Origin of the sequence: Faecalibacterium sp. I4-3-84, assembly GCF_023347255.1 — a bacterium.
Classification (GTDB): domain Bacteria; phylum Bacillota; class Clostridia; order Oscillospirales; family Ruminococcaceae; genus Faecalibacterium; species Faecalibacterium taiwanense.
In genome coordinates, this window is the sequence record NZ_CP094466.1 from 517,961 (window position 1) to 542,672 (window position 24,712).

Annotated in this window: 31 protein-coding genes and 2 pseudogenes; 4 read left to right on the forward strand and 29 right to left on the reverse strand. The window is 47.5% G+C overall.

Going from position 1 to position 24,712, the window contains the following annotated elements; genetic code table 11:
* Positions 1-3: 3 nt before the first annotated feature.
* The 18 genes from MTP41_RS02475 to MTP41_RS02570 all read right to left on the reverse strand — a co-directional run bounded on the left by MTP41_RS02475 (position 4) and on the right by MTP41_RS02570 (position 13,513).
* Positions 4-201: a hypothetical protein gene (locus MTP41_RS02475; RefSeq protein WP_097777544.1), complete on the reverse strand. Its 198-nt coding sequence runs from the start codon at positions 199-201 to the stop codon at positions 4-6.
* A complete protein-coding gene (locus MTP41_RS02480; RefSeq protein ID WP_242959256.1) occupies positions 185-595 on the reverse strand; it encodes a BrnT family toxin in 411 nt (136 codons plus the stop codon). Before MTP41_RS02480 ends, MTP41_RS02475 begins: the two co-directional genes overlap by 17 nt.
* Before the next feature lie 145 nt (positions 596-740).
* Positions 741-1,055 (reverse strand): helix-turn-helix domain-containing protein, encoded by a 315-nt coding sequence (locus tag MTP41_RS02485; protein ID WP_097777543.1) that lies wholly within the window; start codon positions 1,053-1,055, stop codon positions 741-743.
* 60 nt (positions 1,056-1,115) lie between these two features.
* Positions 1,116-1,448: a hypothetical protein gene (locus MTP41_RS02490; RefSeq protein ID WP_249236117.1), complete on the reverse strand. Its 333-nt coding sequence runs from the start codon at positions 1,446-1,448 to the stop codon at positions 1,116-1,118.
* Positions 1,449-1,501: 53 nt separating this feature from the next.
* Complete coding sequence (locus MTP41_RS02495; RefSeq protein ID WP_249236118.1) at positions 1,502-2,041, reverse strand: hypothetical protein; 540 nt, start codon at positions 2,039-2,041, stop codon at positions 1,502-1,504.
* A gap of 2 nt (positions 2,042-2,043) precedes the next feature.
* Positions 2,044-2,745: a recombinase family protein gene (locus tag MTP41_RS02500; RefSeq protein ID WP_249236119.1), complete on the reverse strand. Its 702-nt coding sequence runs from the start codon at positions 2,743-2,745 to the stop codon at positions 2,044-2,046.
* 212 nt (positions 2,746-2,957) lie between these two features.
* A complete protein-coding gene (locus tag MTP41_RS02505) occupies positions 2,958-3,218 on the reverse strand; it encodes a hypothetical protein (RefSeq protein ID WP_097777541.1) in 261 nt (86 codons plus the stop codon).
* A gap of 17 nt (positions 3,219-3,235) precedes the next feature.
* The gene (locus MTP41_RS02510; protein WP_249236120.1) at positions 3,236-3,757 is read right to left on the reverse strand and encodes a hypothetical protein; all 522 of its coding nucleotides are present in this window, start codon (positions 3,755-3,757) and stop codon (positions 3,236-3,238) included.
* Positions 3,758-3,812: 55 nt separating this feature from the next.
* Positions 3,813-3,974, reverse strand: a complete 162-nt coding sequence (locus tag MTP41_RS02515) for a hypothetical protein (RefSeq protein ID WP_249236121.1) — start codon at positions 3,972-3,974, stop codon at positions 3,813-3,815.
* Positions 3,975-4,037: 63 nt separating this feature from the next.
* Positions 4,038-4,583 (reverse strand): zinc ribbon domain-containing protein, encoded by a 546-nt coding sequence (locus tag MTP41_RS02520; protein ID WP_249236122.1) that lies wholly within the window; start codon positions 4,581-4,583, stop codon positions 4,038-4,040.
* A gap of 319 nt (positions 4,584-4,902) precedes the next feature.
* A complete protein-coding gene (locus MTP41_RS02530; RefSeq protein ID WP_249236123.1) occupies positions 4,903-5,880 on the reverse strand; it encodes an Rpn family recombination-promoting nuclease/putative transposase in 978 nt (325 codons plus the stop codon).
* A 208-nt stretch (positions 5,881-6,088) separates the two neighbouring features.
* Positions 6,089-6,454 (reverse strand): hypothetical protein, encoded by a 366-nt coding sequence (locus tag MTP41_RS02535; protein WP_044953340.1) that lies wholly within the window; start codon positions 6,452-6,454, stop codon positions 6,089-6,091.
* On the reverse strand, positions 6,451-7,269 hold the full coding sequence (locus MTP41_RS02540) for a hypothetical protein (RefSeq protein WP_249236124.1): 819 nt from the start codon (positions 7,267-7,269) through the stop codon (positions 6,451-6,453). The genes MTP41_RS02535 and MTP41_RS02540 overlap by 4 nt, the downstream gene beginning before the upstream one ends.
* Positions 7,270-7,282: 13 nt before the next feature.
* A complete protein-coding gene (locus tag MTP41_RS02545; RefSeq protein WP_249236125.1) occupies positions 7,283-8,641 on the reverse strand; it encodes a recombinase family protein in 1,359 nt (452 codons plus the stop codon).
* Complete coding sequence (locus tag MTP41_RS15690; RefSeq protein WP_442900329.1) at positions 8,580-10,574, reverse strand: hypothetical protein; 1,995 nt, start codon at positions 10,572-10,574, stop codon at positions 8,580-8,582. Before MTP41_RS15690 ends, MTP41_RS02545 begins: the two co-directional genes overlap by 62 nt.
* A gap of 14 nt (positions 10,575-10,588) precedes the next feature.
* On the reverse strand, positions 10,589-11,242 hold the full coding sequence (locus MTP41_RS02560; protein WP_249236127.1) for a DNA topoisomerase: 654 nt from the start codon (positions 11,240-11,242) through the stop codon (positions 10,589-10,591).
* A gap of 43 nt (positions 11,243-11,285) precedes the next feature.
* Positions 11,286-11,507, reverse strand: coding sequence for a transposon-encoded TnpW family protein (locus MTP41_RS02565; RefSeq protein ID WP_097777333.1), 222 nt, complete (start codon positions 11,505-11,507; stop codon positions 11,286-11,288).
* A 107-nt stretch (positions 11,508-11,614) separates the two neighbouring features.
* Positions 11,615-13,513, reverse strand: coding sequence for an AAA family ATPase (locus MTP41_RS02570; RefSeq protein WP_249236128.1), 1,899 nt, complete (start codon positions 13,511-13,513; stop codon positions 11,615-11,617).
* Here MTP41_RS02570 and MTP41_RS02575 point away from each other — a divergent pair.
* On the forward strand, positions 13,512-14,234 hold the full coding sequence (locus tag MTP41_RS02575) for a VanZ family protein (protein WP_249236129.1): 723 nt from the start codon (positions 13,512-13,514) through the stop codon (positions 14,232-14,234). The genes MTP41_RS02570 and MTP41_RS02575 overlap by 2 nt on opposite strands.
* 60 nt (positions 14,235-14,294) lie before the next feature.
* Here MTP41_RS02575 and mobQ read toward each other — a convergent pair whose 3' ends face one another.
* From mobQ to MTP41_RS02615, 8 genes are all read right to left on the reverse strand, one after another.
* A complete protein-coding gene (mobQ, locus tag MTP41_RS02580) occupies positions 14,295-15,764 on the reverse strand; it encodes a MobQ family relaxase (RefSeq protein ID WP_442900330.1) in 1,470 nt (489 codons plus the stop codon).
* A gap of 275 nt (positions 15,765-16,039) precedes the next feature.
* Positions 16,040-16,333 carry a DUF3847 domain-containing protein gene (locus tag MTP41_RS02585; RefSeq protein ID WP_249236130.1) on the reverse strand — a complete coding sequence of 98 codons (294 nt, stop codon included), beginning with the start codon at positions 16,331-16,333 and terminating at the stop codon, positions 16,040-16,042.
* Between the two features lie 83 nt (positions 16,334-16,416).
* Positions 16,417-17,235: a hypothetical protein gene (locus MTP41_RS02590; protein WP_097769768.1), complete on the reverse strand. Its 819-nt coding sequence runs from the start codon at positions 17,233-17,235 to the stop codon at positions 16,417-16,419.
* The gene (locus MTP41_RS02595) at positions 17,232-17,792 is read right to left on the reverse strand and encodes an RNA polymerase sigma factor (protein ID WP_097769767.1); all 561 of its coding nucleotides are present in this window, start codon (positions 17,790-17,792) and stop codon (positions 17,232-17,234) included. Before MTP41_RS02595 ends, MTP41_RS02590 begins: the two co-directional genes overlap by 4 nt.
* An 84-nt stretch (positions 17,793-17,876) precedes the next feature.
* Positions 17,877-18,191, reverse strand: a complete 315-nt coding sequence (locus tag MTP41_RS02600; protein ID WP_097769766.1) for a hypothetical protein — start codon at positions 18,189-18,191, stop codon at positions 17,877-17,879.
* A gap of 170 nt (positions 18,192-18,361) precedes the next feature.
* Positions 18,362-18,688, reverse strand: coding sequence for a TnpV protein (locus MTP41_RS02605; protein ID WP_119189542.1), 327 nt, complete (start codon positions 18,686-18,688; stop codon positions 18,362-18,364).
* Positions 18,685-20,559, reverse strand: coding sequence for a recombinase family protein (locus tag MTP41_RS02610; protein WP_249236131.1), 1,875 nt, complete (start codon positions 20,557-20,559; stop codon positions 18,685-18,687). Before MTP41_RS02610 ends, MTP41_RS02605 begins: the two co-directional genes overlap by 4 nt.
* A gap of 16 nt (positions 20,560-20,575) precedes the next feature.
* The gene (locus MTP41_RS02615) at positions 20,576-21,220 is read right to left on the reverse strand and encodes a DNA topoisomerase (protein ID WP_249236132.1); all 645 of its coding nucleotides are present in this window, start codon (positions 21,218-21,220) and stop codon (positions 20,576-20,578) included.
* 54 nt (positions 21,221-21,274) lie between these two features.
* On the opposite strand from MTP41_RS02615, the gene MTP41_RS02620 reads away from it, so the two are divergent.
* The 3 genes from MTP41_RS02620 to MTP41_RS02630 all read left to right on the forward strand — a co-directional run bounded on the left by MTP41_RS02620 (position 21,275) and on the right by MTP41_RS02630 (position 22,435).
* Entirely contained in the window at positions 21,275-21,328 is a 54-nt protein-coding gene (locus MTP41_RS02620; protein WP_249236549.1) for a hypothetical protein, read from the forward strand.
* 171 nt (positions 21,329-21,499) lie between these two features.
* Positions 21,500-21,886 carry a hypothetical protein gene (locus MTP41_RS02625; RefSeq protein ID WP_223474531.1) on the forward strand — a complete coding sequence of 129 codons (387 nt, stop codon included), beginning with the start codon at positions 21,500-21,502 and terminating at the stop codon, positions 21,884-21,886.
* A 156-nt stretch (positions 21,887-22,042) separates the two neighbouring features.
* A complete protein-coding gene (locus MTP41_RS02630; RefSeq protein WP_223474532.1) occupies positions 22,043-22,435 on the forward strand; it encodes a hypothetical protein in 393 nt (130 codons plus the stop codon).
* A 23-nt stretch (positions 22,436-22,458) separates the two neighbouring features.
* Here MTP41_RS02630 and MTP41_RS02635 read toward each other — a convergent pair.
* The 3 genes and pseudogenes from MTP41_RS02635 to MTP41_RS02645 form a co-directional block, all read right to left on the reverse strand.
* Positions 22,459-22,590: pseudogene (locus MTP41_RS02635) on the reverse strand (plasmid mobilization protein); the annotation flags it as partial.
* 639 nt (positions 22,591-23,229) lie between these two features.
* On the reverse strand, positions 23,230-23,775 hold the full coding sequence (locus tag MTP41_RS02640; protein ID WP_006857810.1) for a hypothetical protein: 546 nt from the start codon (positions 23,773-23,775) through the stop codon (positions 23,230-23,232).
* Positions 23,776-24,260: 485 nt separating this feature from the next.
* Positions 24,261-24,659, reverse strand: a pseudogene (locus MTP41_RS02645) (type IV secretory system conjugative DNA transfer family protein); the annotation flags it as partial.
* Between the last annotated feature and the right edge of the window lie 53 nt (positions 24,660-24,712).

Below are 24,712 nucleotides of genomic sequence, written 5' to 3' on the forward strand. Positions count from 1 at the left end.
TGATTATGCTCCATGGGCATCCATTCTGTTACGCGGCGGATTAACTCTTCTAAATTTAACCGCCCGCTCAGGTGTGGTTTCAGGGCAATCCGCATCAAACGTGATTGGCATTTTCTTTGCCGCTTCCAGTTCTGCGAGTTCTTCTTTTGTAAATGCAAGTTCCTGTTTCAGTTCCATAGACATTTCACTCGTTTTTACCATAATAAAGCCCCCTTTCAAATTCGGTAGCCATTCGTGCCGAAATCAATCTTGTCACATCTGTTTTTGTACCGCTTTCTTCAATTCTTACTCGTTCAGTATATACAACAAATAGTATTTCATTCACCTTTCCGATGAACTGGTCTATATTGCCAATCAATGCACTCTCTGCTTTTTGAGAAATCCGTCCAGCAGAAGTATCGCCTATGGTGTTATATCGATCTTCGTCATAACTATGATCCTCATCATAAAACTCGATTCGGTCATAGTCAAAGAAGATACGCGCCGCACTCTTAAATGAAATTCCGTGTTTTTTAATATTTATCTGATTTTTATTATCATCGTATTCAAAGGCCATTCCTCCCAGTGAGAAACTAACCATCCTGTTATCTTCCATCGGCCTCGTCGCCTCTCTCCGAGCTTCATAATCTCCCTATTATGCTTTCATCTTACCATAAAACGCCTTGCATATCAAGCTGGCAGATGTAAACTTTTCAACATAGATTTGTCCATATTGCTCTTTCTTGGCATCATGTCGTCCTTTAAATCGATGACTTTTTTCTGCTGGCAATCCCTTTGCCTCTCATTGTCTTCACTTCTTCTTCAAGGTAATAGTCACCATGATAGAATTTAGAAACATCCATATCAAGAGCTTCAATTACTCGACACGCCAAGCCAAAAGAAGAAGTCAAAATGTTTCTTTCCCCAGATTCCAGCCTTTGATATTGACGTAATGTTATTTTTGCGCGATCAGCAACCTCTTGTTGCGTCAGCCTTAATATTTGTCGTTTTTCCGATAAGACAGCCGCTGCCGTTGGAATTATCGTTTGAAAGCCATCTAAAATTCCGGCACTCATAGTATTAGCTCCCTTCATCACGTCCATTTGGACGTATTATACGACCAAATGGACGTGATGTCAAGTTGTACACTTTTGAGGCGAGAGGGCACCTTGTTCATCTTTTTCAAGCGAAATGATAACTGCATTTTTCTCGGCATCATACCGTCCTTTAAACTGATGGTCTTTTCCTGCCGCCAGACCATTTGCTTCCAGCAACACCTGAATGAACTGTATTCCGTTAATCATCATCCGACACTGCCCATCGGTCAGCAGCCTGTCCGGGACCTTAAAGGACATGGGATGCTCCGCAGCACACGGCGTGATTGCAATAGACTTCCGATCTTTCCTCTGCAAAACGCAGATATAGGCCGGACTTCCAAGAATACGGATAACATCTTTCCCAACATTCATTCTCCGGCTTTCCGCCGGAATTGTCACTCGCAGGTTCATAACTCGCCCAGAATTCAAGTCGGCATTCCTCTCTTAGCAATCTCATTGCCCGATTGTTGTACGTTTTCAAGCTGTCCCGGTAAATCTGGCAAAGGTATATTTTCAGATTCTTCACGTTGCGGAATCGGTATTGAAGTAGTGCCTGCTTCCCGTTCGGGCTCATCCAATACAGTAGAACTCTGATACCCAATGAAGTCTTCAAACATGTTCATCTGATGGTCTGCAATATAGTCATTATAAGATTTTCCGATACGGTTCTTATAGGCATCCGGGAAGAATTTCATCTGCTTTTTCTTCATTTCACCAGTAAGCGGATCTGTATATTCCTGTGGCTTCGGGGTGAACATGATTGCTTCTTCCAAATCAAACAACATACAAAGACCCTGATCTGAATTAGCCACCCGTCCAAGCACTTTATAACGGCATTCCCGATTCCAGTTCATGAGCCTGAAGATATTTTCCACAAATTCCAATGATGTAATATCCTTATTCACCCAGTTTTCGTCCTTCTGTCTTGCCCATTCAACAGATGCACTGTCCTCTTCCGGGCACATAATCAACGCAAGCCTCTTCTTATTGGGGTGCAAAATCGGAAGGACATACTTGATTCCTTCAAAAAGCCGAATTCAGATTGAAGTGCCGTTCCCAGTGTTGCCCCAGCCCTCATCTCTGCTATATCGTTCAGTTTCATCACCTCTTCCGGCAGATAGGTGCTCAGGCAAAGGCTGCGGATGCTTTCAACACTGATGCCGCTCCAATTCGGATGGATGCCAACAAAGCCTTTCAATGTTCCCTGCTGGATCACCACAATATCCTGCACACCGCACTTCTTCCTGCTGGATGCCACCAGATGTGCAGCCCGTGCAATTTCCGGCGAAACGATTGCTTCATGGTGTTCCGGAACATAGGCAGAGCAGCGATTCCCATTATTCTTTGTAACCTTGCCCAGCTTGTAGTCCACCACGATGCTCTTCCGGGCTTCCAGATCACCCCAGCGGCGTTCATTTTTCATGATGTTTGCCACCATCATGCCATTCCACTCCTGCTTGCCACGCAGGGTGCTACGCTTCTTCTGCGTCAGCACTGCCGCAATTTGATCGCAGTTATAACCATAGATAAACGCCAGAAAGATAAAGCGCACCGTCTTTGCTTCTTCCGGCTCAATTACCAACTGTCCATCTTTGGTATGCCGATACCCCATCAGGTCGGCCACCGGGTACTGGCCTGTCATAATGCGCTGGTCATACGAAAGGATCATGCGGCGGCTCTTATTGCCCGATTCCCAGTCCGCCAGAAGCGCCTGAATGTCAAGGCTGTATTGGCTACTTGGATTCAGCGTGTAGATATTCTCTGTTTCAAAGTACACACCGATGGGATGTGCAGGATAAGCCGCAGACGCACCCTCGAATCATCTTGGGTGCTGTCTGTGGTTTATGCGAGCAGTTATTATGTTAGCTTATTCTCTTACTATCAAGCAGGCATATTGTTACTACGTTCACTCCGCTTCATTCCCATAAAAGGAGGAACAGAAGCACGGCTCAGTCCTTTCTCATGGGCTTTCATCAGCTGGTACTCGTGCGTAGCCACTGCATCAATAAATTCACGCTGCTTCGGTGTTGCATGGTAATAATCTGTTTTAAAGCGTTTGCATACGCCAAATAAAACATTCAAATATTCCATTGTATCATTGCTCATAGGAGCAACCTGCAGTTCAAGTTCTTGATCTTTCATACTGAACCCTCCAATCTTTAAGATAAGTAGGTACTGAAAATTTCTTGTGCGCCTTCATCAGCTAGCATAAGCAGCTTTGGGCCTCCCGAATGTGGCTGAAAAATCGGAACTGCATGAAAATCTTTGATGTAGTGATCATACAGTTCATCTGTTTTTGCTTCAAAGGTAACAATGCCGCCATGCCCACTATCAATTGACAATTGAATACCATAAGCAATCATCATTCGGCCAATGCCTGCGTATTTCCGCACTGTGCTAATTGTCGGATTACTCTCAGGATGTGCTTCAATATTAGCGATAAAAACCGATATCCCATGATCATCTTCTCGATATGCACCCAATGCTACAATTTCGCCAGCATCTGTTTTCGCCGCATACTTCTCTAGCTTTGGGTCGCGGATAAATTCACTCGTCCAATCAGATTGCCACTTTTCCTTTGTAGAGGTCAGGTCTTCGTTAGTTGCCGATTCAATATCGATTTCAATTTGTTTTCCGGTCGTATTTTCTACTACATAGTACTGGAGAACCATTTCCTCCACACTCCCTTCTATAGTTATTGTAGCATGAACCTTTCAAAAACGCAAATATCATTTCTCACCCTGTTTCGTAACTTTTTAGCACATCTTCAAATGTAAAATGAATTTTCACGCGCTTATCGTTGAAAACCTCAATGCGGTCAATAAAGGTTTCCACCACATTCTGTGACAGGTGCATCACATCGCCTGCTTCTCCCACAGTATTCATCACGGCTTGCAAATTATCCGTATCCTTCTTCACAGGCTGGAAAGCTTGATTTTTCTCGGTACGCAGCCTTTGAATCTACTCCATCTTTTCACCTTCCTGCACTCTGTAGGCATCTCTCTGCCGGATGAATTCTTCCTTACTCATATTCCCGTCGGCGTATTGCTCATACAGTGCAACGCGCTGTTTTACGATCTCTGCCTTTTCTGCGCTAAGCTTTTCTTCCTGCCGTTCCAGTGCAGAGAAGCGGATCAAGGCTTTGCGTTCCCGTTCGAGCAGGACTTCCAGTATATGCTCCGCCTGTTTTATCTGCGCTGTCAGTGCATTTCGGACGATATGTTCCAGAATCTCCTCAGAGATCGGGATTCGCTTGCAGGGACTGTCCACCGCTGCGGCTGAGAATCTGCAGTTAAACGAGGGTCCAAGTTTCTTGAGAACACGGTATTTCATCAGTTTCTGGCAATAACCGCAATAGACCTTGCCTTTCAGCGGATACTGGTGTTTTGTGTATTTCCCGGCCTGATGATTCCCATGCTGCAGCATAATAACCTTTTGTGCCTGTTCAAATTCCTCCGGGGTCACAATGGCGGCATGGCTGTCCTCAATACGTACCTGCTGTTCCAAAGGAGCGCGCAGAACCCGATGCTTACAGGGAACCGGCATATAGAAATTTATTTATAATCCTGCAAGCCTTTGCTCAGAACAATGACCTCGTCCGCATATTTCACAGCATTTTTTTCGCCTTGGTGAATAAACTTAGAACCAAGTCCCGATTGCCATTTCTCGCGCTGCCAGTCGATGCCGGCCGATGTCAAGTCTTGGACAACATTTTTCACAAATAAAATTGAAAAAACGGAAAAAAAATAAGCCCTACAAGGCTTTCAGTCGGTATCGAACCGATCTGAGCCTTGTAGGGCTTAACAGTTTACTTTATATGTTTTTCTTAGACCGCCTGCAGCGGGGTGTTTTCCATCACTTTCTTAAATTCCTCTACTGTCATTCCAGCATCTTCCGCTGCTTCTTCAATTGTCACACGGCCTTTTCTCACCTGTTTAACCAGCATCCGCATCTCACCAATGTTGATACCTTCGGCCTTTACGCCCTGACTAAGGTTGCACATAACAAGCACCTCCCTTTCCAGTTCTTCGTTCATTGCAACGCCAAATTCTTCTTCAAGAATTTTCTTTTTCTCAGTAGCTGCTCTGGAAGAAGAGAGCAACACATCCATAAATTTCACAATACCTGTATAGTTCTCCGTACCCGGTTCTCCAAGACAAATCGTTACAACACTCATCAAATCGTAGTTTTCCGATTTTTCAACAGCGTTTCCAATCAACTGCTCTGGTCGGATAGAATAACGAATCAGAGTGTTTTGGAACTCCTTGGTTGGGTGTGTACAAACCCAGATAGAGTACACTTTTCGGATTTTCCCATACTCCGAGTTCGTGAATATCGGACCATGCTGTGCGGAGATCATCCTGCTGCAATAATAGATTGCCCGCTTTGTCAAAGGGTATCCCGGATTAAAAGCAGTCTGCGCCTCCACATTAATAATAAGACGTATCACATCTTTCTGTGCAGTAGAACCTTCTGACGCTGGTGCGATTGCATCGAACCGAACATCATAATTGATGGTTCCCTCCGTCAGCGTAGAATCCTCATTATTGCTTCCGGTAATTACGCCAGCCGTTTTCTTGGGTCTGTTTGTATCATCAACATGAACGCCAACCGTGCCCACTTCCGGCGTTCCTTCGATATACTTCTCTGCAATTTCGTCTACGGAACAGGCACTGTACTCATTCACACAGTTCTTCATAATCTGTGCCAGAATCTGTTTGTTGGCAAGCAGCTTCTTGGCAGCCTTATCATAGCTCGAATCATATTCCGTCTGCGTTATCGCATGAGCAAGCTGATTTTCCATCGGCATTCACTTCCTTACAGCAGATTCAAGAGGAGAGTATACTTCCCCCATTGTGCTTTCATCTTACCATAAAACACTTTGCATATCAAGCTGGCAGATGTAAACTTTTCAGCATAGATTTGTCCATATTGCCCGCTCTGGTTTAAATTCAAGTCAGCATAATATTTCAATAGAGCAACACCTATATTCAAGATTCTTCCCGCCTTGACTACCATTCCCGTTCATCTTTTTCAAGTGAAATGATAACTGCGTTTTTCTCAGCTTCATATCTCCCCTTAAACTGATGATCCTTTCCTACAGCTAGTTCATTTGCCTCCAGCAACGCCTGAATGAACTGTATTCCGTTAATCATCATTCGGCACTGTCCATCGGTCAACAGCCTGTCTGGAACCTTAAAGGACATGGGATGTTCAGCGGTGCACGGAGTAATCGCAATAGACTTCCGATCTTTCCTCTGCAAAACACAAATATAGGTCGGACTCCCAAGAACACGAATAACATCCTTTCCCACATTCATTCTTCGGCTTTCTGCCGGAATCGTCACCAGCAGATTCATAATTCGTCCAGAACTCATGTCAGCATTCCTTTCTCAACAACCTCACTGCCCGGTCGTTGTACATTTTCAGGCTGTTCCTGCAAATCTGGTAAAGGTATATTTTCAGGTTCTTCACATTGCAGTATCGGTACTGAAATAGTATCTGTTTTCTGTTCAGGCTCATCCAATACAGCAGAGCCCTGATACCCGATAAAATCCTCGAATAAGTTCATCTGATGACCAGCGATGTAATCATTATAAGATTTCCCAATCCGATCCTTATAGACATCCGGGAAGAACTTTATCTGTTTTTTCTTCATTTCGCCAGTAAGCGGGTCCGTATATTCCTGTGGCTTCGGTGTGAACATGATTGCTTCTTCCAAATCGAACAACATACAAAGGCCCTGATCTGAATTAGCCACCCGTCCAAGCACTTTATAACGACATTCTCGATTCCAGTTCATGAGTTTGAAGATATTTTCCACAAATTCCAAAGAGGTAATATCCTTATTTACCCAGTTTTCATCCTTCTGCCGTGCCCATTCAACAGATGCGCTGTCCTCTTCCGGGCACATAATCAGCGCAAGCCGCTTCTTGTTTGGGTGCAGAATCGGAAGAACATACTTGATTCCTTCAAAAAGCCGAATGCAGGCCATATTAAATTTCATAACGCCATACTTTATGCTCACTGCTGGCTTATTCAGCATGGAAAATTGTGTACGCGGCGGCAGCTCATAACCATCAAATTTTTCGTACTCCAGTTCTCTTTTATGTTCTTTTCGTATCTGCGTCAACTCACGAATCAAGGAGATTTCCCGAACGCTCAGTTCCTGCTCCCTACCTTTTTCTTCCATTTCACAAATCCTCCTACATCGACATTAAAAGGTCATCCAGTTCACGTTGAACTTCATTTCTGCTTGGAATTGCACCAATCATGGGGTTTTCTACGACTTGGCCGGATTCCATCACATCACTAACTGTAATGCTCTGAACCCACTTGCTCCGATACAGCCGACATTTCAGATTCATCGAACGATCCTCAATCTGTTCATACTTATTTTTTCTAATCAAAATCCGGGACTCATCCAATTCAAAAATTAGGAACTTTGCATTTTCCTCTCCACGGCAGATACCACGACACTGGTAACGACAACTCCACTTCCAGTTCATTGCTTCAAATATCACCCCTGAAAATGCCTTGGATGAAAAGCTGCTGCAAATCTTATCCTTATTTTCCCAATGTATCGCTGTTGAAGCATCACGATTACTTTTTCGCAGGATTACGACTTGCAGAATCGGATGATAGAGCAGTTCCACATGCTCGCAGTCGTCCAAGCGGGTATGACACGCTTTGCTGAAACGGATTCCATTTTTTGAGATTGTTATGACCGGGCTGCTTTGATTGATAAAGCAAGTGCCTGAAATCGTCAGATATTCCGATCGAAGGGGCTTTTCCAGCTTTGTTCCAGCCCTCATCTCTGCTATATCATTCAGTTTCGCCACCTCTTCCGGAAGATAGGCCCTCAGACAAAGACTGTGAATACTATCAACACTGATGCCACTCCAGTTCGGATGGATGCCCACGAATCCTTTCAATGCTCCCTGCTGGATTACTACAATATCCTGCACCCCGCACTTCTTTTTGCTGGATGCCACAAGATGTGCAGCCCGTGCAATTCCCGGTGAAACAATCGCTTCGTGATGTTCTGGAACGTAGGCAGAGCAGCGATTTCCGTTATTCTTTGTGACCTTGCCCAACTTGTAGTCCACCACAATGCTCTTCCGAGCTTCCAGATCACCCCAGCGACGTTCGTTTTTCATGATGTTAGCCACCATCATGCCATTCCACTCCTGCCTGCCGCGCAGGGTGCTACGCTTCTTCTGTGTCAGGATCATTGCAATCTGTTCGTAATCATAGCCCTGAATAAATGCCAGAAAGATAAAACGTACCGTCTTTGCTTCTTCCGGCTCAACCACAAGCTGTCCATCCTTCGTATGCCGATACCCCATCAGGTCAGCCACCGGGTACTGACCTGTCATAATACGCTGGTCATACGAAAGGATCATGCGGCGACTCTTATTGCCCGATTCCCAGTCTGCCAAAAGAGCCTGAATGTCAAGACTGTATTGACTGCTTGGATTCAGCGTATAGATATTCTCTGTTTCAAAGTACACACCGATGGGATGTGCAGGATGCATGGTTTTCAAAGCTGCAATCTGTGTCATGCAATCCGAAAAGTTCCGGGCAAAACGCGAAATGCTGGCACAGATAGGCTTCCCCCAACGCAGACAATCTCTCGTTGAGGTCAGTCAGAAAATCCGTATCATCCAGCAAGCCCGCCAGCCTGTCCGTCAATTCCGGGAAACCACCTCTGAAGATTTCTGCATCCTGAAACACTGCTTCGGCAACGCCATCGGCCAAATCACGTTCCATATAAGCCAACGTCTGCGCGTGTTCCTGTAAGGCGTTCTGCCGCGCAGCGTCCAGAACCGCCTGCGGCGCATACTCGCCCTGCCGGAGCAGTTCATGGATACGATTGCTCACATCCTCCCAGGATAAAAACGCATTGGCAATCGTGCCACCCTTTGCCGTGCTGCCTACTGCAATACGCAGCCCTAAATCATCGAACCAGACTGCATATTTTGCGCCATCAATTTCAAAGCCTTTGCCGCCCGTACCATATTCGTTTTTCACGAACTCCGTGTATTCTTCCGGGGTTTTCTCGACCATGAAATTGTAGATCAGACGCAGCTGACCCTTGCTACGGTTGCTGCCCGTGCGCAGAATTTCATCGACCACTTCGGGATCAAGCGCAATCTCGTCCGCATACCGCGCCCGGATCGGTTCTTCGATGGCGCGGATCTGCTGTTCCACGGTCGGCAAATCAAGCAAAGAAAAAGCAGAGGCAATTTCTTCCTCTGCTTCGCTCAAATCTTGTTCCGTTGTCGGTTCAGTTAATTGTACACCAATTCCTTCAAGACGATCTCTTCTGCCATCGCCGTCAGGCTGTTCTGATGTGCCGCCCATGCCAGCGGGTCCTTCTCCTTGCTCGGTGCCGGAAACTTCTCGTTCAGGCTGTCCAGCAGGGTTTCCACCCGACTCTCCGCTGCTTCCTCGATCTGCGCCAGATGCTGGTTCAGTCTGCCGCTCATCAGCATACTCTGATACCAGTTCTTGCGGTTCTCTTTCAGGTACGTCCTGCGCAGCATCCCGTACTTCCCGATGATCTGCGGCTCGTCCTTCACGGCCAGATTCGGGAACAGGTAATCTCCCTTGCGATGATACGTCAACTCCATTTTCTTGTCCTCCTTTGGTCGTGGTATCTGCGGTTTCACGCTTTAATGTGTTAAAGTTTGCATTTGTATTATACAAGCTGTCAACAGATTTTTCAAGCTGCTGCGTGATTTCTTTTTTGTAAATTTTCCGCATCTCACGGCCAATGTCAAAAAGAACCGCTTCGCACTGTTCGGAAACCGCGTTGCCAAGGAACGACAGCACCGGCAGCTTGTTGAAATCCACGATGCGGATAAAGTCATCATCGTCCAGTATATCCATAGGCTCCTGCCCGCAGCGGCGGGAAAGCGTATAGAAGATACTGTTGGTCATCAGTTCCCGGAAACGGACGCGGATGTTATCTTCGTCCAGTTCTTCCAGAAAAGTATCTGCCACCTCATAGGCCAAACCATCCATCGCTTCATCCAGATTGTCGGCGGTCAACTGCTGTGCCAGTTCCAGCAGAGCAGCGTTCATGCTGTCTGTCTGGGATAAACCATAGGTATCTGCCAGATGGTCTAAAATAGCCTGCTCATGCTCGTGGCTGTCCAGATTCCATAAGAGCGGTGTTCTGCCGCCGCGCACCAGATGGGTGTCAGCAATATCGAACACATACCGTAGCTTGGTACGCGGTCCGGTATCATCCAGAAGCGCGATGCCCTTTGCGCCACGGTTGACCCATCGGCTCATTTTCTGATTCCAGAGTTCCAGTTCTGCGCAGGCGGTTGCATCGGGCCGCTGCGCGTGGATCAGGAGCGCATCGGTAAACGAATAGCGGTACAGCCGCGCCGCCACATCCAGATAACTCATCCAGTCCTGTGGCGAGTTACTGACATACCGGGCGTTCTGCTGCGCCAATTCTCGAATATCGTTAATCTGTGGCAAGGGTCAAACCTCCTTTACGTTTTCGTTTTCATCGGTGTTTTGGGAAATTCCAGACTGTACTGTGCGCGACCCTCTTCGACGCGCATCACAAGGTCAGCGGCGAATGTCTTATCTTTTTTCGCGGAATAAAAGTCTTTTACATGGGTGCGGCCTTTCTTCAAAAGGTCTACCGCCATCTTCTTGTCCAGCGTTTTTCTCATGTTGGACAAGTATCTGCTTTCTTTCCAGAGAGCAAATTTGCAGCTGCGGTCTGCACAACAAAAGCTGAGTTTGCTTTCATGCACAGGGTTTCCGCAGACCGGGCAGCTTCCCACGCTTACCTTATTATAATAGGGAACCGCCGCCACAGTAGGAATCTGCCGCAGGTCAGCCAGCATCTTATCGAGCAGTCCGTGGATGCCCCGCATAAAATCATGGGGCTTGATCTCGCCGCGTTCCATCCGCAGCAGGTCATTTTCCCACTCGGCTGTCATGCTGGCAGATTTCAGGTAGTCCGGGATATTGTAGATCGCGGCCACACCGTCCTCCGTGGGAATCATCTGCTTGCCCTTGCGCTGTACATAGCCGGAAGATACCAGCTTTTCCAGAATCGCAGCGCGCGTTGCAGGGGTTCCCAGCCCCTTTTTCTCGGTGTCTTTTTCAAATTCTTTGTTGCCTGCCGTTTCCATTGCGGACAGCAGGGTATCCTCTGATACGCTTTGTCAAGGGTGTTTAAGAAATTTTTTCGCTTTGTTCAAACTCTTTTGCACAATCATTCAAAATAAGCCGCTTAATCTTATCGGTCATCGTTTCCTTGCTCGTTTCGCTGAAATGCAGCTTGACACGATAGGTTGTCTTTCCAATCCTCTTTACCATAACGGGCTGCTGTGTACCTTGTGCGGTCAGAGGGGAAGCGGTAGGGGTGGCGGTGCGGGTGTTGGTTTCGTTGCTCATAGGCTCTCCTTTCAAAGATAAAGCCCCATGCGGTCAGCACATGGGGCGGTGGTCGGTATAGTGAAAGTGCGAAAGTGCAAAGTGCAAAGGGTCTGCGTTTTGCACTTTCAGCTTGCGGGTTCGGGTGGCTTCTTCTTGATGAAGTTGTACCATTGACCGCCGACACGCCTTGCGCCTAAAATGCCGCCCATGTTGCGCTTGGCGTTCTGTACCGTCCTTTCGGATATTCCGGCTTCGGCTGCGGCTTTTACAATGTCCTCGCTGGCAAGCTCTTTCCCGTCTGCCAACAGGTCAAGTATCAGCCGTTCAGCCTGTTCGGTCTTGGTGGCGGTGTTCCCACCCGCGCCGGACAGCAGCTCGTCGGCGGTGATGTCGTATTCGCCTATCCACGAAAAGCCCGTTTCCGGGTCAAGGCAAAAGGCTATGGGCTTGCCCTCCGGCGCAAGGGAAGATTTGTCATGGACGATAACGCGCACATTCGGTTCTCGCTTCACGCGCCCGATCAGCAGGACGCTCCTTGCTGCGGCGCGGAAGTCGATAGAACCTAATCCCCGGTATGCGCTCTGCCCTCCGGCAGCTTTGTTGAGATGTCCGATAAGGATAACGGCGCACCCGGTACGCTCGGCAACATCGGCAAGGCGGCGGAACATGGGGCGCACTTCGTTTGCCCGGTTCATGTCGGTTTTTTCGCCCATGTACGCCTGTATGGGGTCAAGGATAATCAGCCGCGCCCCGTTCTGTACGATTGCTTTCTCTATGCGCTCGTCAGATAGGGTAAGTTCCCGCTTGGCTTCATCAATCACAAGCACCCGGTCAAGGTCTGCGGCGGCTTCTATCAAGCGGGGCTTGACGGTATCGCCCAAACCGTCCTCGGCGGTCTGGTAAATCACTTGGAATGGCGGCAAGGGCTTCATTCCCGGCAGCGTTCCCCCGGTGGTGCAGGCGGCGGCAAGGCGTAGGGCAAAAGTGGTCTTGCCCTCGCCGGGATTGCCTTGCACAATGGTTACTTTCCCAAAGGGGATATACGGCTCCCATAGCCATTCAACGGTCTGGGTGTCAACCTCGCTCATGCGGATAATCTCAACGGTTTCTTCCTGGGTTGGCTCTTTCAAGCCGTAGACTGCTTCCCGCAAATACTTCCCGTCTGTGATTTCCGCCCGGTGCTGCAATACCTCGTTCCAGTCCTTGTAAAGCGGCACAAGGCGGTGGACGGTCAAGCCCTCCGGCATAAGCTCTGCAAGGCGGCTGCAAGCATCGTTTCCGGCGTTGTCGCTGTCAAGGCAGAGGTAAACGGTCTTGATGTTCGGACGGTCAGAGAGAAAGCGGAGCAGGGCTTTCTCGCCCACGCCGCCCAACGCCAGATAGCTTTGCTTTTGCCAATCCTTTTTGAACAGACAGAGGAAAGATAAGAGGTCTATCGGGGCTTCAAAGACAAACAATCTTTCGCCCTCGCCCCGGTAACAGAAGTTAAAGGCTTTGTCGCTGCCTTTCACATCAAGCCGGAAGCTCCCGGTTGTGCCGCGCTGGTGGGCGTATCGCGGTACGCCGCTTTCATCTCTGCCGACGAATACGGCGTTATGGTGGGCGGCTTCCTCGTAAATATCCCCGGTGGAAAAGAAAAAGCCCGTCACATCTTCATCAATGCGGCGGGCTGCTGTGAGATAGTTCCTCGCTGTGCGGTTGTCGGGGCTGCGGGGCGGCAGTCGGAAGTCAGAAAAGGACGCGGGGCAAGGTCTGTCCGGCGGCGGTGCGGCTCCTTTCTCGCCTGTGAGAAGTTCAACGGCTTCGGTAAAGCTCTTTCCGTAAAACTCCATGACAAAATCAATGGGTGCGCCGCCCTTGCTCTGGCTGTGCCTGTACCATTTGTTTCCCCGGACGGTCAGGCTGTCGTGCCGCTTCCAGCGGTATTCATTTCCGGCGCGGGTAAGCTGCTCTCCCTGTGATTGCAGGAAAGAAACAAGGTCGGCTTGGTTGGCGCGGTCTATCTGTTCTTGGGTGTAGTACATGACTGATACCTCGCTTTCTGTGGTTGAATTGTTCATGGTTTTTAAGTATAATGAAAACAACAATGTTGAATTTGTAGGAGGTCAAGCAATGCTATTAAATATATATAATTACTTTCGGATGGAAATGAATAGCGGAACCATTCTTGGCTACTTTCTGCAAGCCCTCCCGATAGCTTGTATTGTAGGCATTGCATTTTTCGCAATTCGTTTTGCCTTTTTGAAGAAAAGGAAGCTTCAAATTAAGTGGAAGCTGGAGATATTACAAGTTATTTTTGCTTGCTATTTGACCGGACTTATAAGCCTTGTTGTCCTACCTGCAAACTTCTGGTTAGAATTCTACGACGGAATATTTTTTGGTTGGTGGAGTGAAATGGGGCAAGTATTCCAACTTGGCGGTGTGAATCTTGTTCCTTCCGTTATAATATGTTTGACCGGAGAACTCTCATTGGGAAGTTGGGTCAAAACAATGCTGATTGGCAATATTGCGATGTTTGTTCCATTTGGTTTTTTTCTTCCGCTCATTACAGAATTAAAGAGCAGAAAAAGGATTGTCTTGGCTGCTATTATAGTACCGATTTGTTTTGAAGTAGCACAACTGTTTTTTGGCAGAAGCTTTGATGTGGATGATTTGATTTGTAACTTTATCGGCATAATTATCGGTGCGATGGTTGCGTATCTTATATTGAAAACAAAATCTACCGATGTGCCAAAAGGCAGATAAAATACATTTCTCAAACAAGACATAGGACGGACAGGCAAAACCGCTTGTCCGTCCTTTTCCTTATCGCTCCTGTTCATGCCGCTTGGTGCGGCTCTGCGTCTGCTCCGGTTGGTCGGCGTGGAGTGCAATATCCACGCACCTGCGGATTTTTTGAAGCTCGGCAACCTCGGCGCGGGTCTTTTTCAGCGTGTCATATTCCGCTTCCCGCTGTGCTTTAAGGGCGGTATATTCTTTCTCCCACGCGGAGATCGGCAGGGTTTTCATGCCCTCCGGCAAATGGGCATGGAGATAGCGGTTTGCCGCGTCCCATAGGGTAAGCTCGGCGCGGCGGGCTTCCGCAAACTTTTCCTGTTTTCCTTTCCAGCGGATTTGCCGATACTCGTCCTGTATGGGCTTGTAGGTTTGATAATTTCTGCCGTACTCCATGAGTTTTTGCAGCTTCTTCATGCGTTCCTCGGCGGTTTTCATTCCCTCCCGGATTGAATAGGCTTTATCGCTGACAGAGGAAAGAGAAGCGTCCAGCTCGTCAAGATTAGAGATACCATGCTCGGAAAGATAGTTGACCGCTGCCGCTATGGTTTTCAGTTCATCGGCTGTGTGCTGTTGTTGCCAACGCTGCGAATACTTCCGGCTCTTTTCTCTCTGAACGCTCAAATACTTCATCAACAGATTTGCAAGGTTGGGAGATTGCGGCGGCTGTTTTGGGGCGGTTTCCCGCGCTTTGAACAGGTCGGCAATCCATTCCTTGAGTTTCCCAATCTGCGCCCGGATTTCCCGGATAAGGCGGTTTGCCTTTTGGATATTTCGGTTCAGTTCGCCTTTCTCGGTGGCGATGCCTTTCTTCTCCATCTGGCAAGCCGCCACGCCCATGTGGACGGTGGGTATCTCGTCTATGCCGCGCTCGGCGTTGCTGCGGTGGTCGATACGCTCCGGGCTTCCGTTCCTCTCCAAAAAGTCGTTGGTATAGTCAGCCCACGCCTTGCGCCACAAGAGGGTGTTGTCCTTGTCGTTCCAGCCTGTAAGGTCAATTTTGTGCGTCTTGTATCTGCCGCTTGGCAAGCGAATACGCTCGCCGTTTTTATCAAGGTCATATTCCTTTTTGGATTTCGCCGCCCATGTGCCGCGCTCGTCAAGGGGGCGCATAGTCAGCATGATATGACAATGGGGATTGCCGCTGTCGGTGTCGTGAATGGCAAAATCCACGCACATTCCTCTGGAAACAAATTGAGAGGAACAGTATTCCCGGACAAGCCGGATCTGTTCCTCTCTGGATAATTCTATGGGGAGTGCCGCGTCAATCTCTCTGGCAAGCTGGGCGTTCCCGGCTTTCTCGTAAAGTTCCACGCTGTTCCACAAGGTTGAACGGTCAGAGAATGAGGGTGGCGCGTGGGGCGGCAGCATGATTTCGGTATGGACAACGCCGCCTTTGCGGGTGTAGTCGTGGGTCATTCCGTCCCACTCGTTTGTCAGCTTTTCGCCGCTTCGGTAGGCGGCTGCGGCAACGGCTGATTTGCCTTTTCCTCGGCTCACAATGCCGATGTTCCAATGGTAAATGGCTATGGGTATCACCTCCCGGATAGGATAATAAAACCCGCAAAAATGGTACAGACGCCAACGGCGGGTGTACTGTTTTTGTGGGTGTGCAGGGATAGCCGCAAAGCGGCGCAAGGGGTGCAGCCCCCTTGTTGCGGCAAAGCCGCCAATATCGGAGCGCGGGGAAACTTCCCTGTGCGGAGATAAAGCCCTCGGCAGAGCGCACACGCCCGTTAGGGTGTATAAGTGCGCCCTTAGTTCCTAAGGGATTTTTAGCTTGTCGCTCCCTCGGCTCGTTTTCTCAAAAACTCCCGCGCTGGCTCGCTCGTCAAGGCAAGCCGGAGAAGCGCGGCGGCTTCTTCGTCGGTCATGTCCTTTGCTTCCGGCACAATGCTTTCAAAGACCGCGCCCCGGACGATAAGGCGGTGGCTGCGCGTCCGGCGTTCCTCGCGGGATAGCTTTTGCCGCAACATCTTTTCCCTGTTTTCATACTGCCGGATTTTCTTCTTTCCGTCCTCAAGCTCGGCGGTCAGCTCGTCATAGGTTTTCTCTCTCGGTTTTGTCATGGGTGGTCGCTCCTTTCTGTCCGTAGACATAGAAAAAGGACAGTCGATTTGCTCGGCTGTCCTTTCGATATGAGATAGATTATTCAGTTTGCGGCGGGGTCTTGTTCTGATACTTCTTCATCAGAAGTCTGGCTGTCAGGAAGCGGGTCATATCCGTCTGGGTTTCCGTCAAGCTTCATACCTGTTTCGTCACTAAAAGAAGTTAAGTCCAAATTCCCGTTTTCTGTCAGCTTCTGGATAACTTCTGCCAACTGATTTTTTATTGTTTCGCTATCATCTTTCATGCCGCCATTTTCCAGATATACCTTGCAATCGCCAATCTCAAAGGTCGCATAGTAAATAGCATTTTGCTCGCCTCGGCTGTTCGGGTCTGTTACAAAATATCCTGCGACTATGGTTATACCGTTGATTTCGGAGACTTTCTCCGTTCCAACAATTACAGTATCAAGCAACTGCACATCTGATGTTGAAATGATTACTTTCACATTTCCGACTTGTCCCTCAAATCCAATCAGTTCTTGTGAACCGCCTGCGTCTATATCGCTATTTAGAAAAATTGCATTGGCTGTAACAGGTAAATCCGAAAATAAAGCTAAGGTTTCATCTTCTGTAAGTGGCTTTGTAGTTACATCTACATCTAAAGCCAAAGAACCGCCAACATTATCAGACTTCACAAAAACAATTTTTTCCCCGTTATTCAATGTGGCTATATCGGTATGACTGCCAAATAATCCACTTTGAAACAATCCCACACCTAAGACGGTTACAGCTACAAAACAGGCTGCAATAGCTCCCCATTTAGCCCAAACTGGCTTTTTTGCTTTCTTCTTGTAGCTGATAGCTTCATCAACATACTTGCTGTCAAGCTCGCTCATGGCTTCGGAAAACTTCTTTGAGTTCATACGAATACCTCTCTTTCTGCTAAATAGCTTTTCATTTTTTGTCGGATACGGGTCAGCCGGACGGAGATATTTTTCTCCGAAAGCCCTACAAACTCGGCTATGTCTTTACAGCTATCGGAAAACCAATAGCGGCGCATGAAGATAACGCGGTTCTCGACGGTCAGCGTGTCCAGAAAACTTTCAATGATACGGGCTAACTCTCTGGCTTCAATCTCGGCTTCCACTGTGTTCGGGTCTGCTATACAGGCTTCGATTTCCTCCATAGCAATCGTGTAAGTGCTGTTTCGCTTGGCTGCTTCCTTTCTGTAATAGATTTTCAGTGAAATGTTCCGAACGATTTTACAGATATAGGTCAGAAGCGGGTGGGGGTTCGCCGGGGGGATTGCGTTCCATGCTCCTAAGTAAGCGTCGTTGACACATTCCTCCGCGTCCTGCCTGCTGTTAACAATGTTATACGATAACTTGTGGCAGACTTTACCGTATTTTATATCTAGCTCCCGTATGCCTTGCTCTGAACGCTCAAAAAACATTTCAATGATTTTCTCATCTTCTATCATCACACCGCCTCCTTTCCGGCTTCACCTATATACTACGGTTTCAGCGGCGAATACTACATCTAATCCGAAACTTTTTCAAAAAAATTATAGCACATCTTTTTGAATAGGGTGTGTCAAGTTGCCGGAATGTTTCTTTGCCGCTTTGCTGGCGGCGTTCCTCCGTTCCTCACTGTATGGGGCGGTCAGACGGAAAGAGAAACGCCCCTTTGCAATATCAAACTCCATGCAGCCCGTTTCGGGGTCTGCGTCGGTCTGGCAGCACTGGTCGGGGTACTGTCCGGCGTAGGCGGCAAGCCGCTTCTTTAAGTCGGTGTTGTGGGTGCGGATATGGATAAGGGGGTCTTTCTCGTCAAACCAAATATCGGTGGTCTTTTCCTGCTTCGTAAGCCCTGTTCTCATAAACTCTCCTTTCTGCGCCCCTGTTACGCAATAGGGGCATTTTTCGGGTGTTTTTCCCGGCTCTTGGCTTGGGAAAAACGGCGATTTTCCAATAGAAAACGCTCCGGCGATACATTCCTCGTCCAGGGCGTTTCTATCGTGAAATATGGGATTTTTCCGGCCCTTGACGCTCATACATAGATAAGCTCAAACTTGACGATTTCTTCCGCTTGCGCCTTGCAGGTGTTCATCAGCCCCACCCATTGCATGGGGTCTGCGGCTTTCAGTTCCTCGGTTGCGCCCGCACCCTCGGCAAGCTGCGGGATAATGAGGTCAAGGCGGCGACGGACGGCGGCTTCAATCTCGGCGCAATGCTCATAGAGGGTTTCGCTTGCGACAAGGGCGGTGTAGAGGTCGGGGCGGTAGCCCTCAAGGTAGGCTTTCCGCAAGTGTCCGTAATGCCCGATAGGGGGCTTTTTCTTGGCGGGTGCGTCGCCGTTGTCAATCAATCTTCTCATGCGCTCAATGCTCCTTTCTCGTCCTGCACAAGAGGAAGCTCGATAGGCTCTTGCGGCTCCTGTGCCTGTTCTTGCTGCTCTTTCCATTGTTTGCGTTTTTTCTGCATATAGCGGCGGTTGTACTCGGCTTTCTTTGCCCGTCGGCGTTCCTGTTCGGCTATCGCGGCGATTTCTTCCTCCGTCAGTTCCACTTCCTCGTGTGGGATTTCCACCTTGCCCACGAAGTTAAAGAAAATCTCAATTTCCTGTGTGCGGCTTGCCCCTTTGCCCTCCGCTTGGTGGACAAGGATTTTTTCAATAAACTCATTTATCATGGCGGGGGTAAGCTCGGAAAAATCTGTGTACCGCTTCACAAGAGCGATAAACTTTTCCGCATTGACGCTCTCGCTGCTGATACGGTCAAGCTCCTGTTGGTCTTGGGTAATGCTTGTGTTCAGCCCGTCCAATTCAAGTTCAAAATCGTGTAGCATTTGCTCAAAGAGCTTATCAGAAAGTTTCCCATTGACATTATCCTCATAGAGCTTTCGTATCAAGCGGCTCAATTCATCGGCGCGTTTCTCGCCGCGCTGTTTCCTCTGCCGTATGGTCTTGATAGCCTTTTTCTGCCGTTCCCCGGAAGCGGAGCAGACTTGTTCAATAAAGGCGGCTTCATTGTTCTGCGCATAGTTGCATACTTCCTTTATCGCTTCAAGTAGCAGTTCATTTACAACAACGGTGCGGATAAGGTGGGTGGTGCAGTAGGTGTCATATCGCTGATTTCCTAAATCGTATCGGGAGCAGTTGTATTCGTCGCGGTCTGGACGCCTTTTCCCGTTTGGTCGCCCCGCCCAATCCCGCGCCTTTCCCGCTTTCCCTCGATGGTTATACATCTTCGCCCCACAATCGGCACAAAACATTAAGCCGGTTAAGGGGTTGGCTTCTCCGATGGTGTCAGTTCTGCGGATTGTTTTTCTCAATGACTGTACGCGCTCCCATGTTTCTTTGTCAATGATGGCTTCCTGTGTGTCCTCGAAGATAACTAAATCCTCTTTGGGTGTTGCTTTGGAGCGTTTGTCCTTGTAGCTTTCCTTGTAAGTCCGAAAGTTTACTGTATGCCCCATGTATTCCGGCTTTGACAGAATATCGGAAATTGTATTGCCGCGCCATGCGTAAGGCTCGGTTGAATTGTAGTTTGACTTGTGATTTCCCATGCCGCGCTGTGCAAGATAGTATGACGGTCTTTCTATCTTTTCCAACGCAAGAATACGGGCGGTTTCATACGGGCCTTTGCCCTCTATCGCCATTCGGTAAATCCGGCGTACTACCTCGGCGGCTTCCTCGTCAATAATCCAATGGTTTTTATCATTCGGGTCTTTCTTGTAGCCGTATATGCAATGGTTTGTCAAATGTGCGCCGGACATTCCCTTTGCCCGTAAAACAGTTGTGATTTTGCGGCTGGAGTCACGAACATACCACTCGTTCATAATGTTCAAAAACGGCGCAAACTCGCTGCTCTCCCGTTTGTCGCTGTCTACACCGTTGGCAATGGCGATAAAGCGCACGCCGTTTTCTCTGAACATCACTTCGGTATAAAATCCCACTTGCAAGTAATCCCTACCGACGCGACTTAAATCTTTTACAAGGACATGGGAAACCTCGCCGCTTTCAATGCTTTCAATCATGCGCTTCCAATTCGGACGGTCAAAATTAGCCCCAGACCACCCATCGTCGGTAAAGTGGGCGCAGTTAGTAAAGCCATGCGATTTTGCATAATCTTCAAGCAGCTTCTTTTGATTGATAATCGAATTGCTGTCGCCTGTCAGTTCGTCGTCGCGGCTCAACCTCTCATAAAGGGCTGTGATTTTTCCGCTTCCTGTTTGCTTTGTTTTCATGGGTCAATTCTCCTTTCTATGGGCGATTTCTTATCCCCCTTTCATAGCATATAACATCGGTGTAGACTTTCGGCGGCGAAGTAAAGCCCTGCTTTTTCTCCGCCCGTACCACAGGAAGAACGACTCCCTGCTCCATCTTTTTCGGAAGCGGCACATCCTTGTCCTTTTCCGGCTCCACAAACGGAACAGGCTTTGCCGTATATCCGGGCTGCAAAATATCCTTATATTTTGCCGTGAAGTTCCTGCCCTGGCAGCATACCGTCACCAAAACATCCTCATAGATGAACGGCGGCTGTACAGCCTGCACCAGCTTCCAGATAACGAGCGAAAGGATCTTTTGCTTGGTTTCGGACAGTTTCTCCTTGCTGCATTTTACGCTCTGCATAGTCGGCAAAATCGCGTGGTGGTCTGTTACTTTGCTGTTATTGATAACACAGCTCACATCTGCCGCTGTGCCATCCAAGGCCAGCACCAGCAATTCCACCGTCTTGCGCATATCCTCAGTCACAAACTGGCTGTCCGTTCTGGGATATGTCACCAGTTTTTCCTCGTACAATTCCTGCGCAGCCTGTAAGGTCTGGCTGGCGGTCAGGCCGTAATAGCGATTTGCTTCTCGCTGTAAGGTCGTCAGGTCATACAGCTTCGGGGGCTTCTTCTCCACTCGCTTGCGCTCGATACTCTAAGTTGGGAACATCGGGGGATTACACATACCGTTATGGGAAACATTCCATACGATGAGATTATGAAAATTGCAAAAGGCATCCGATAAGAAAGCCGGGCACTTGTGAGAGTTCACAAATGTCCGGTTTTCTTTTTGTCTGAACTTACAAAGATGGAAAATTTGAAAAAATTTCTCCTGAAAATTGAAACGAAGCGGATGCGAATTACGTTGATTATACAAAGGCTCTTGATAGGAGCGAAAAAACGGAGGTGTATGTCTATGTCGAAAAAGCGTTTGTTGTCCATTGTTATTTCAGCGGTGATTCTCTTGAGTTTTGCTTGCACCGCAATGGCCGTTGAAAAGTCTGAGCGGTATGTAGGCGATAGTACGGTCAACGGATCTATTTACCAAACATACTATCAAGTTGATGCCCAGACACGAACTGGAGTAAAGAAAATCAGCGTTTCAGGCGTTCTCTATGAAAAGGGAACAATTGGAACATGGCAAAAAGTAAGCAGCTGCTCAAACAGCAGCACGACCTCAACCTGCGTGGGGAGCGGTAACTTTAACACTAAGCCTGGAAAATCTTACAGGCTGGAGTATTCTGCAACCTTTAGCTATTCCGATGGGCGGAGTGAAACCATTACTGGAAGTACCAGTAGATAAGTGAAGCTTGTTATATATTTCAGCAAGTTAGAAAGGTGTGAGGTAATTATAAAGGCGAGATCAACGCACGTTATCCGATACCTAGCTATAGTCGCACTGTGCTTGCTTTTGGGCTTTATGCTTGGAAGAAAAAGCAAATATGAAAAACGAGATTATTTGAAACAATTCAAAATTGGAAAAGCAACATACTCTGAATCGTTGATATATGAGGCTTATGGCGGATTGCAAAATGATGGGATAATGTTAGCGGTATACTACGATGTGGATGCAACCAAGATTGTTCATCAACTCGATTCATGGGAGAAAATTAATGATTCCCCAACTATATCTTCTATATTAAAAAATGTGTCGTCATATTTTGGATTGGATTTTAAGATTCCTGAAATTGCAAGTGGAAATTTTTTTCTTTATGATAATAGTCAACATAAGGAACTATGCTCGGAAGCCGAAATGAATACATTGCTTTTACATTCTGAAGATGTGAATTTTAGTCTCGTTGTCTGGGACGATGAGAAGCACACAATTTATATAGTAGAGTACAGAATTTAAGGAGGTTCGTTATGAAGAGGTGTAATGGCTTGCCGGATAAATTCGGACTGGCTCATACCATAAGGGGCAAGCCGGGCGGTAAAATCGGCGTATTCTTCATCGGTCAGCCGGGTCTTGACTACCCTGCTGCGGTGGGGCGTGTTATATCGTTTCATAGGTGGTTGACCTCCTTTCTGTGCGTGGTGTCCTCTCACTAATAGGAGAAAAACGGGGTGTGTAGCGGAACTGTTTTTGAAATAATCCGAAAAGAATTTGCGGGAATTTTTCAAGCGGCTTTAGCCGCCATAGCAGGGTTTGGGGAAGGCACTCCCCAACAAGATTCCCGCAAGGACAAAATGAGCGATAAGCGAAATTTGGTACTGCGGTAGAATCTTGCTCTAAGAAACTGCCGGTCTGCCGCTCACTTCCTACTGCCACTTTTTCGGGAAATCGCAACCAGTTTTTTCATAAAAGGCTGCGGGCTGGCGTTCTCCCTCTCTTTCTGGCAAAGACTTTTCCGGCGGCTTGGTCTTTCCCAACAATAAGGCGTTTCAGAAGCTGTGTTTTGCCCGCTGCTTGATAGAAAACGGGAATTTCCCCCTGCTCACTTATCAGTACCGATACTTTCTCGATTTGCCAAAAATGGGCGCAAAAAAAGCAGCAAATCTTTTTCAGACTTACTGCTTCATGTGCCGCTATGGGGCAGCGGTTATTCAGTTGTAAAATAAAAGAGGGCGGTAGCACTTTGGGCTATCGTCCTCTTGGCTACACATTTGCAAAGACAGGCGGGGCTGTCAACGGTGGGCGAAGCCCATTTACTTGCCGTTGACTGGCTCGGCTGGATTTGCTACTTTCGATCTGATGTTTTCTTGTGAAGAATACACTGTATTGACTTTACCTTGATTTTCCTCCTGTGTTACTGTAATATTAAAGTCGTGAATTTCAGAATTTGTACTAGAGATTTCCAAATTCAAAGAAATAGAAATTACGTTTTTATCAAGTTGTAATCCATCTTCTTTGCAATATGTCGCTGAATAACCACTTGCAAGAACTACCTGACCTACCCCATTTTCATCAAGCACAAATAATGTAGCTGATGAACCAGTTTCTTTATTTCGGGCTATCGCAACCAGTTGTATTGGGGCATTTTCAGCGGAACCAAAAACATATTCTAATAATTCAAATGAAGGATAGTCTTGTGGAAAATTTTCAATAAATTTCTCGCCCCGGCTTTCAATAGAACCGGCACTTTCAAGCTCTGGCAGTACTTCTTTTGTGTTGTCATCAGGTGGAGAATTATTAGAACAAGCACTCAACAAAAGTACAAAAGCTAATAGTAATATAAACAATTTGTTTTTCATTGTGCTTTATATACTCCTGTTGGCGTGTATACCGTCATTCCCTTTGGAACTTTTATGGCTGAGTAGCTAGAAGTTGTTACTTTATAATGGACAGAATTTTTTTGTGGTGCATAAGATTCTGTTAATGTTTTATATTCATAAAAAACATTTTCAGGATAGCCGTCCATATAAACCTTGTATTTTAAACGACCAGCTGTTCTAACAGCAGGAATATAAACATTTAACACTTCAAATTTCCCCGGTGCAATACTATATGAGACACCCGCTGATGTTCCTTTTGTCCAACTACGTGAACCGGTAACTTCAACTCCTACTTCCGCCTGCATTTTTGCAAAAACAACATTTGCTTCTGTTGTGCCATTGGCATAACCCGCAATAGATGCGGTGGTTGTTCCGCTTTGTTCATATTGATATGTAATTTGCATAGGACTTGAGCCTTGAGTATTATCGCCTGAAACAGAACCTAATAATTTATGAGTATAATCAATGGTTTTCAGCTGGCTCTGCGACTGCAGGATGATGGATGCCGAGATCTCACGGCTGCGGATGGTGGCGATCAGCTTATCGAACTTCGGGATCAGACCGATGTTTGCAAACTCATCGAGCAGCAGCCGTACATGATACTTTAGCTGACCTCCGCATTGATCGTCTGCACGGTCACAAAGCAGATTGAAAAGCTGGGTGTACATAATGGACACCACGAAATTGAACGTATCGTCCGTGTCGGAAATGATAACGAACAAGGCCGTGCGGCGATCCCCCAGCAAATCCAGTTCCATTTCATCGTAGGCCATAAGGTCACGCAGCTCCGCAATGTCAAATGGGGCTAATCTGGCACCACAGGAAATAAGAATCGACTTAGCCGTCTTGCCAGAGACAAATTGTCAAGGACTTTTTCATCAAATTCACAAAAAATCTACAAAAAAGGTGCCAGAAG

Excerpts from the sequence above, each read along its gene's own strand:
- MTP41_RS02475 (WP_097777544.1), bottom strand. The coding sequence starts at position 201 with ATGGTAAAAACGAGTGAAATGTCTATGGAACTGAAACAGGAACTTGCA.
- MTP41_RS02480 (WP_242959256.1), bottom strand. The coding sequence starts at position 595 with ATGGAAGATAACAGGATGGTTAGTTTCTCACTGGGAGGAATGGCCTTT.
- MTP41_RS02485 (WP_097777543.1), bottom strand. The coding sequence starts at position 1,055 with ATGAGTGCCGGAATTTTAGATGGCTTTCAAACGATAATTCCAACGGCA.
- MTP41_RS02490 (WP_249236117.1), bottom strand. The coding sequence starts at position 1,448 with ATGAATGTTGGGAAAGATGTTATCCGTATTCTTGGAAGTCCGGCCTAT.
- MTP41_RS02495 (WP_249236118.1), bottom strand. The coding sequence starts at position 2,041 with ATGTGCCCGGAAGAGGACAGTGCATCTGTTGAATGGGCAAGACAGAAG.
- MTP41_RS02500 (WP_249236119.1), bottom strand. The coding sequence starts at position 2,745 with ATGATCCTTTCGTATGACCAGCGCATTATGACAGGCCAGTACCCGGTG.
- MTP41_RS02505 (WP_097777541.1), bottom strand. The coding sequence starts at position 3,218 with ATGAAAGATCAAGAACTTGAACTGCAGGTTGCTCCTATGAGCAATGAT.
- MTP41_RS02530 (WP_249236123.1), bottom strand. The coding sequence starts at position 5,880 with ATGGAAAATCAGCTTGCTCATGCGATAACGCAGACGGAATATGATTCG.
- MTP41_RS02535 (WP_044953340.1), bottom strand. The coding sequence starts at position 6,454 with ATGAGTTCTGGACGAATTATGAATCTGCTGGTGACGATTCCGGCAGAA.
- MTP41_RS02540 (WP_249236124.1), bottom strand. The coding sequence starts at position 7,269 with ATGGAAGAAAAAGGTAGGGAGCAGGAACTGAGCGTTCGGGAAATCTCC.
- MTP41_RS02545 (WP_249236125.1), bottom strand. The coding sequence starts at position 8,641 with ATGACACAGATTGCAGCTTTGAAAACCATGCATCCTGCACATCCCATC.
- MTP41_RS02560 (WP_249236127.1), bottom strand. The coding sequence starts at position 11,242 with ATGGAAACGGCAGGCAACAAAGAATTTGAAAAAGACACCGAGAAAAAG.
- MTP41_RS02565 (WP_097777333.1), bottom strand. The coding sequence starts at position 11,507 with ATGAGCAACGAAACCAACACCCGCACCGCCACCCCTACCGCTTCCCCT.
- MTP41_RS02575 (WP_249236129.1), top strand. The coding sequence starts at position 13,512 with ATGACTGATACCTCGCTTTCTGTGGTTGAATTGTTCATGGTTTTTAAG.
- MTP41_RS02570 (WP_249236128.1), bottom strand. The coding sequence starts at position 13,513 with ATGTACTACACCCAAGAACAGATAGACCGCGCCAACCAAGCCGACCTT.
- MTP41_RS02585 (WP_249236130.1), bottom strand. The coding sequence starts at position 16,333 with ATGACAAAACCGAGAGAGAAAACCTATGACGAGCTGACCGCCGAGCTT.
- MTP41_RS02590 (WP_097769768.1), bottom strand. The coding sequence starts at position 17,235 with ATGAACTCAAAGAAGTTTTCCGAAGCCATGAGCGAGCTTGACAGCAAG.
- MTP41_RS02595 (WP_097769767.1), bottom strand. The coding sequence starts at position 17,792 with ATGATAGAAGATGAGAAAATCATTGAAATGTTTTTTGAGCGTTCAGAG.
- MTP41_RS02600 (WP_097769766.1), bottom strand. The coding sequence starts at position 18,191 with ATGAGAACAGGGCTTACGAAGCAGGAAAAGACCACCGATATTTGGTTT.
- MTP41_RS02605 (WP_119189542.1), bottom strand. The coding sequence starts at position 18,688 with ATGAGAAGATTGATTGACAACGGCGACGCACCCGCCAAGAAAAAGCCC.
- MTP41_RS02610 (WP_249236131.1), bottom strand. The coding sequence starts at position 20,559 with ATGAAAACAAAGCAAACAGGAAGCGGAAAAATCACAGCCCTTTATGAG.
- MTP41_RS02625 (WP_223474531.1), top strand. The coding sequence starts at position 21,500 with ATGTCGAAAAAGCGTTTGTTGTCCATTGTTATTTCAGCGGTGATTCTC.
- MTP41_RS02640 (WP_006857810.1), bottom strand. The coding sequence starts at position 23,775 with ATGAAAAACAAATTGTTTATATTACTATTAGCTTTTGTACTTTTGTTG.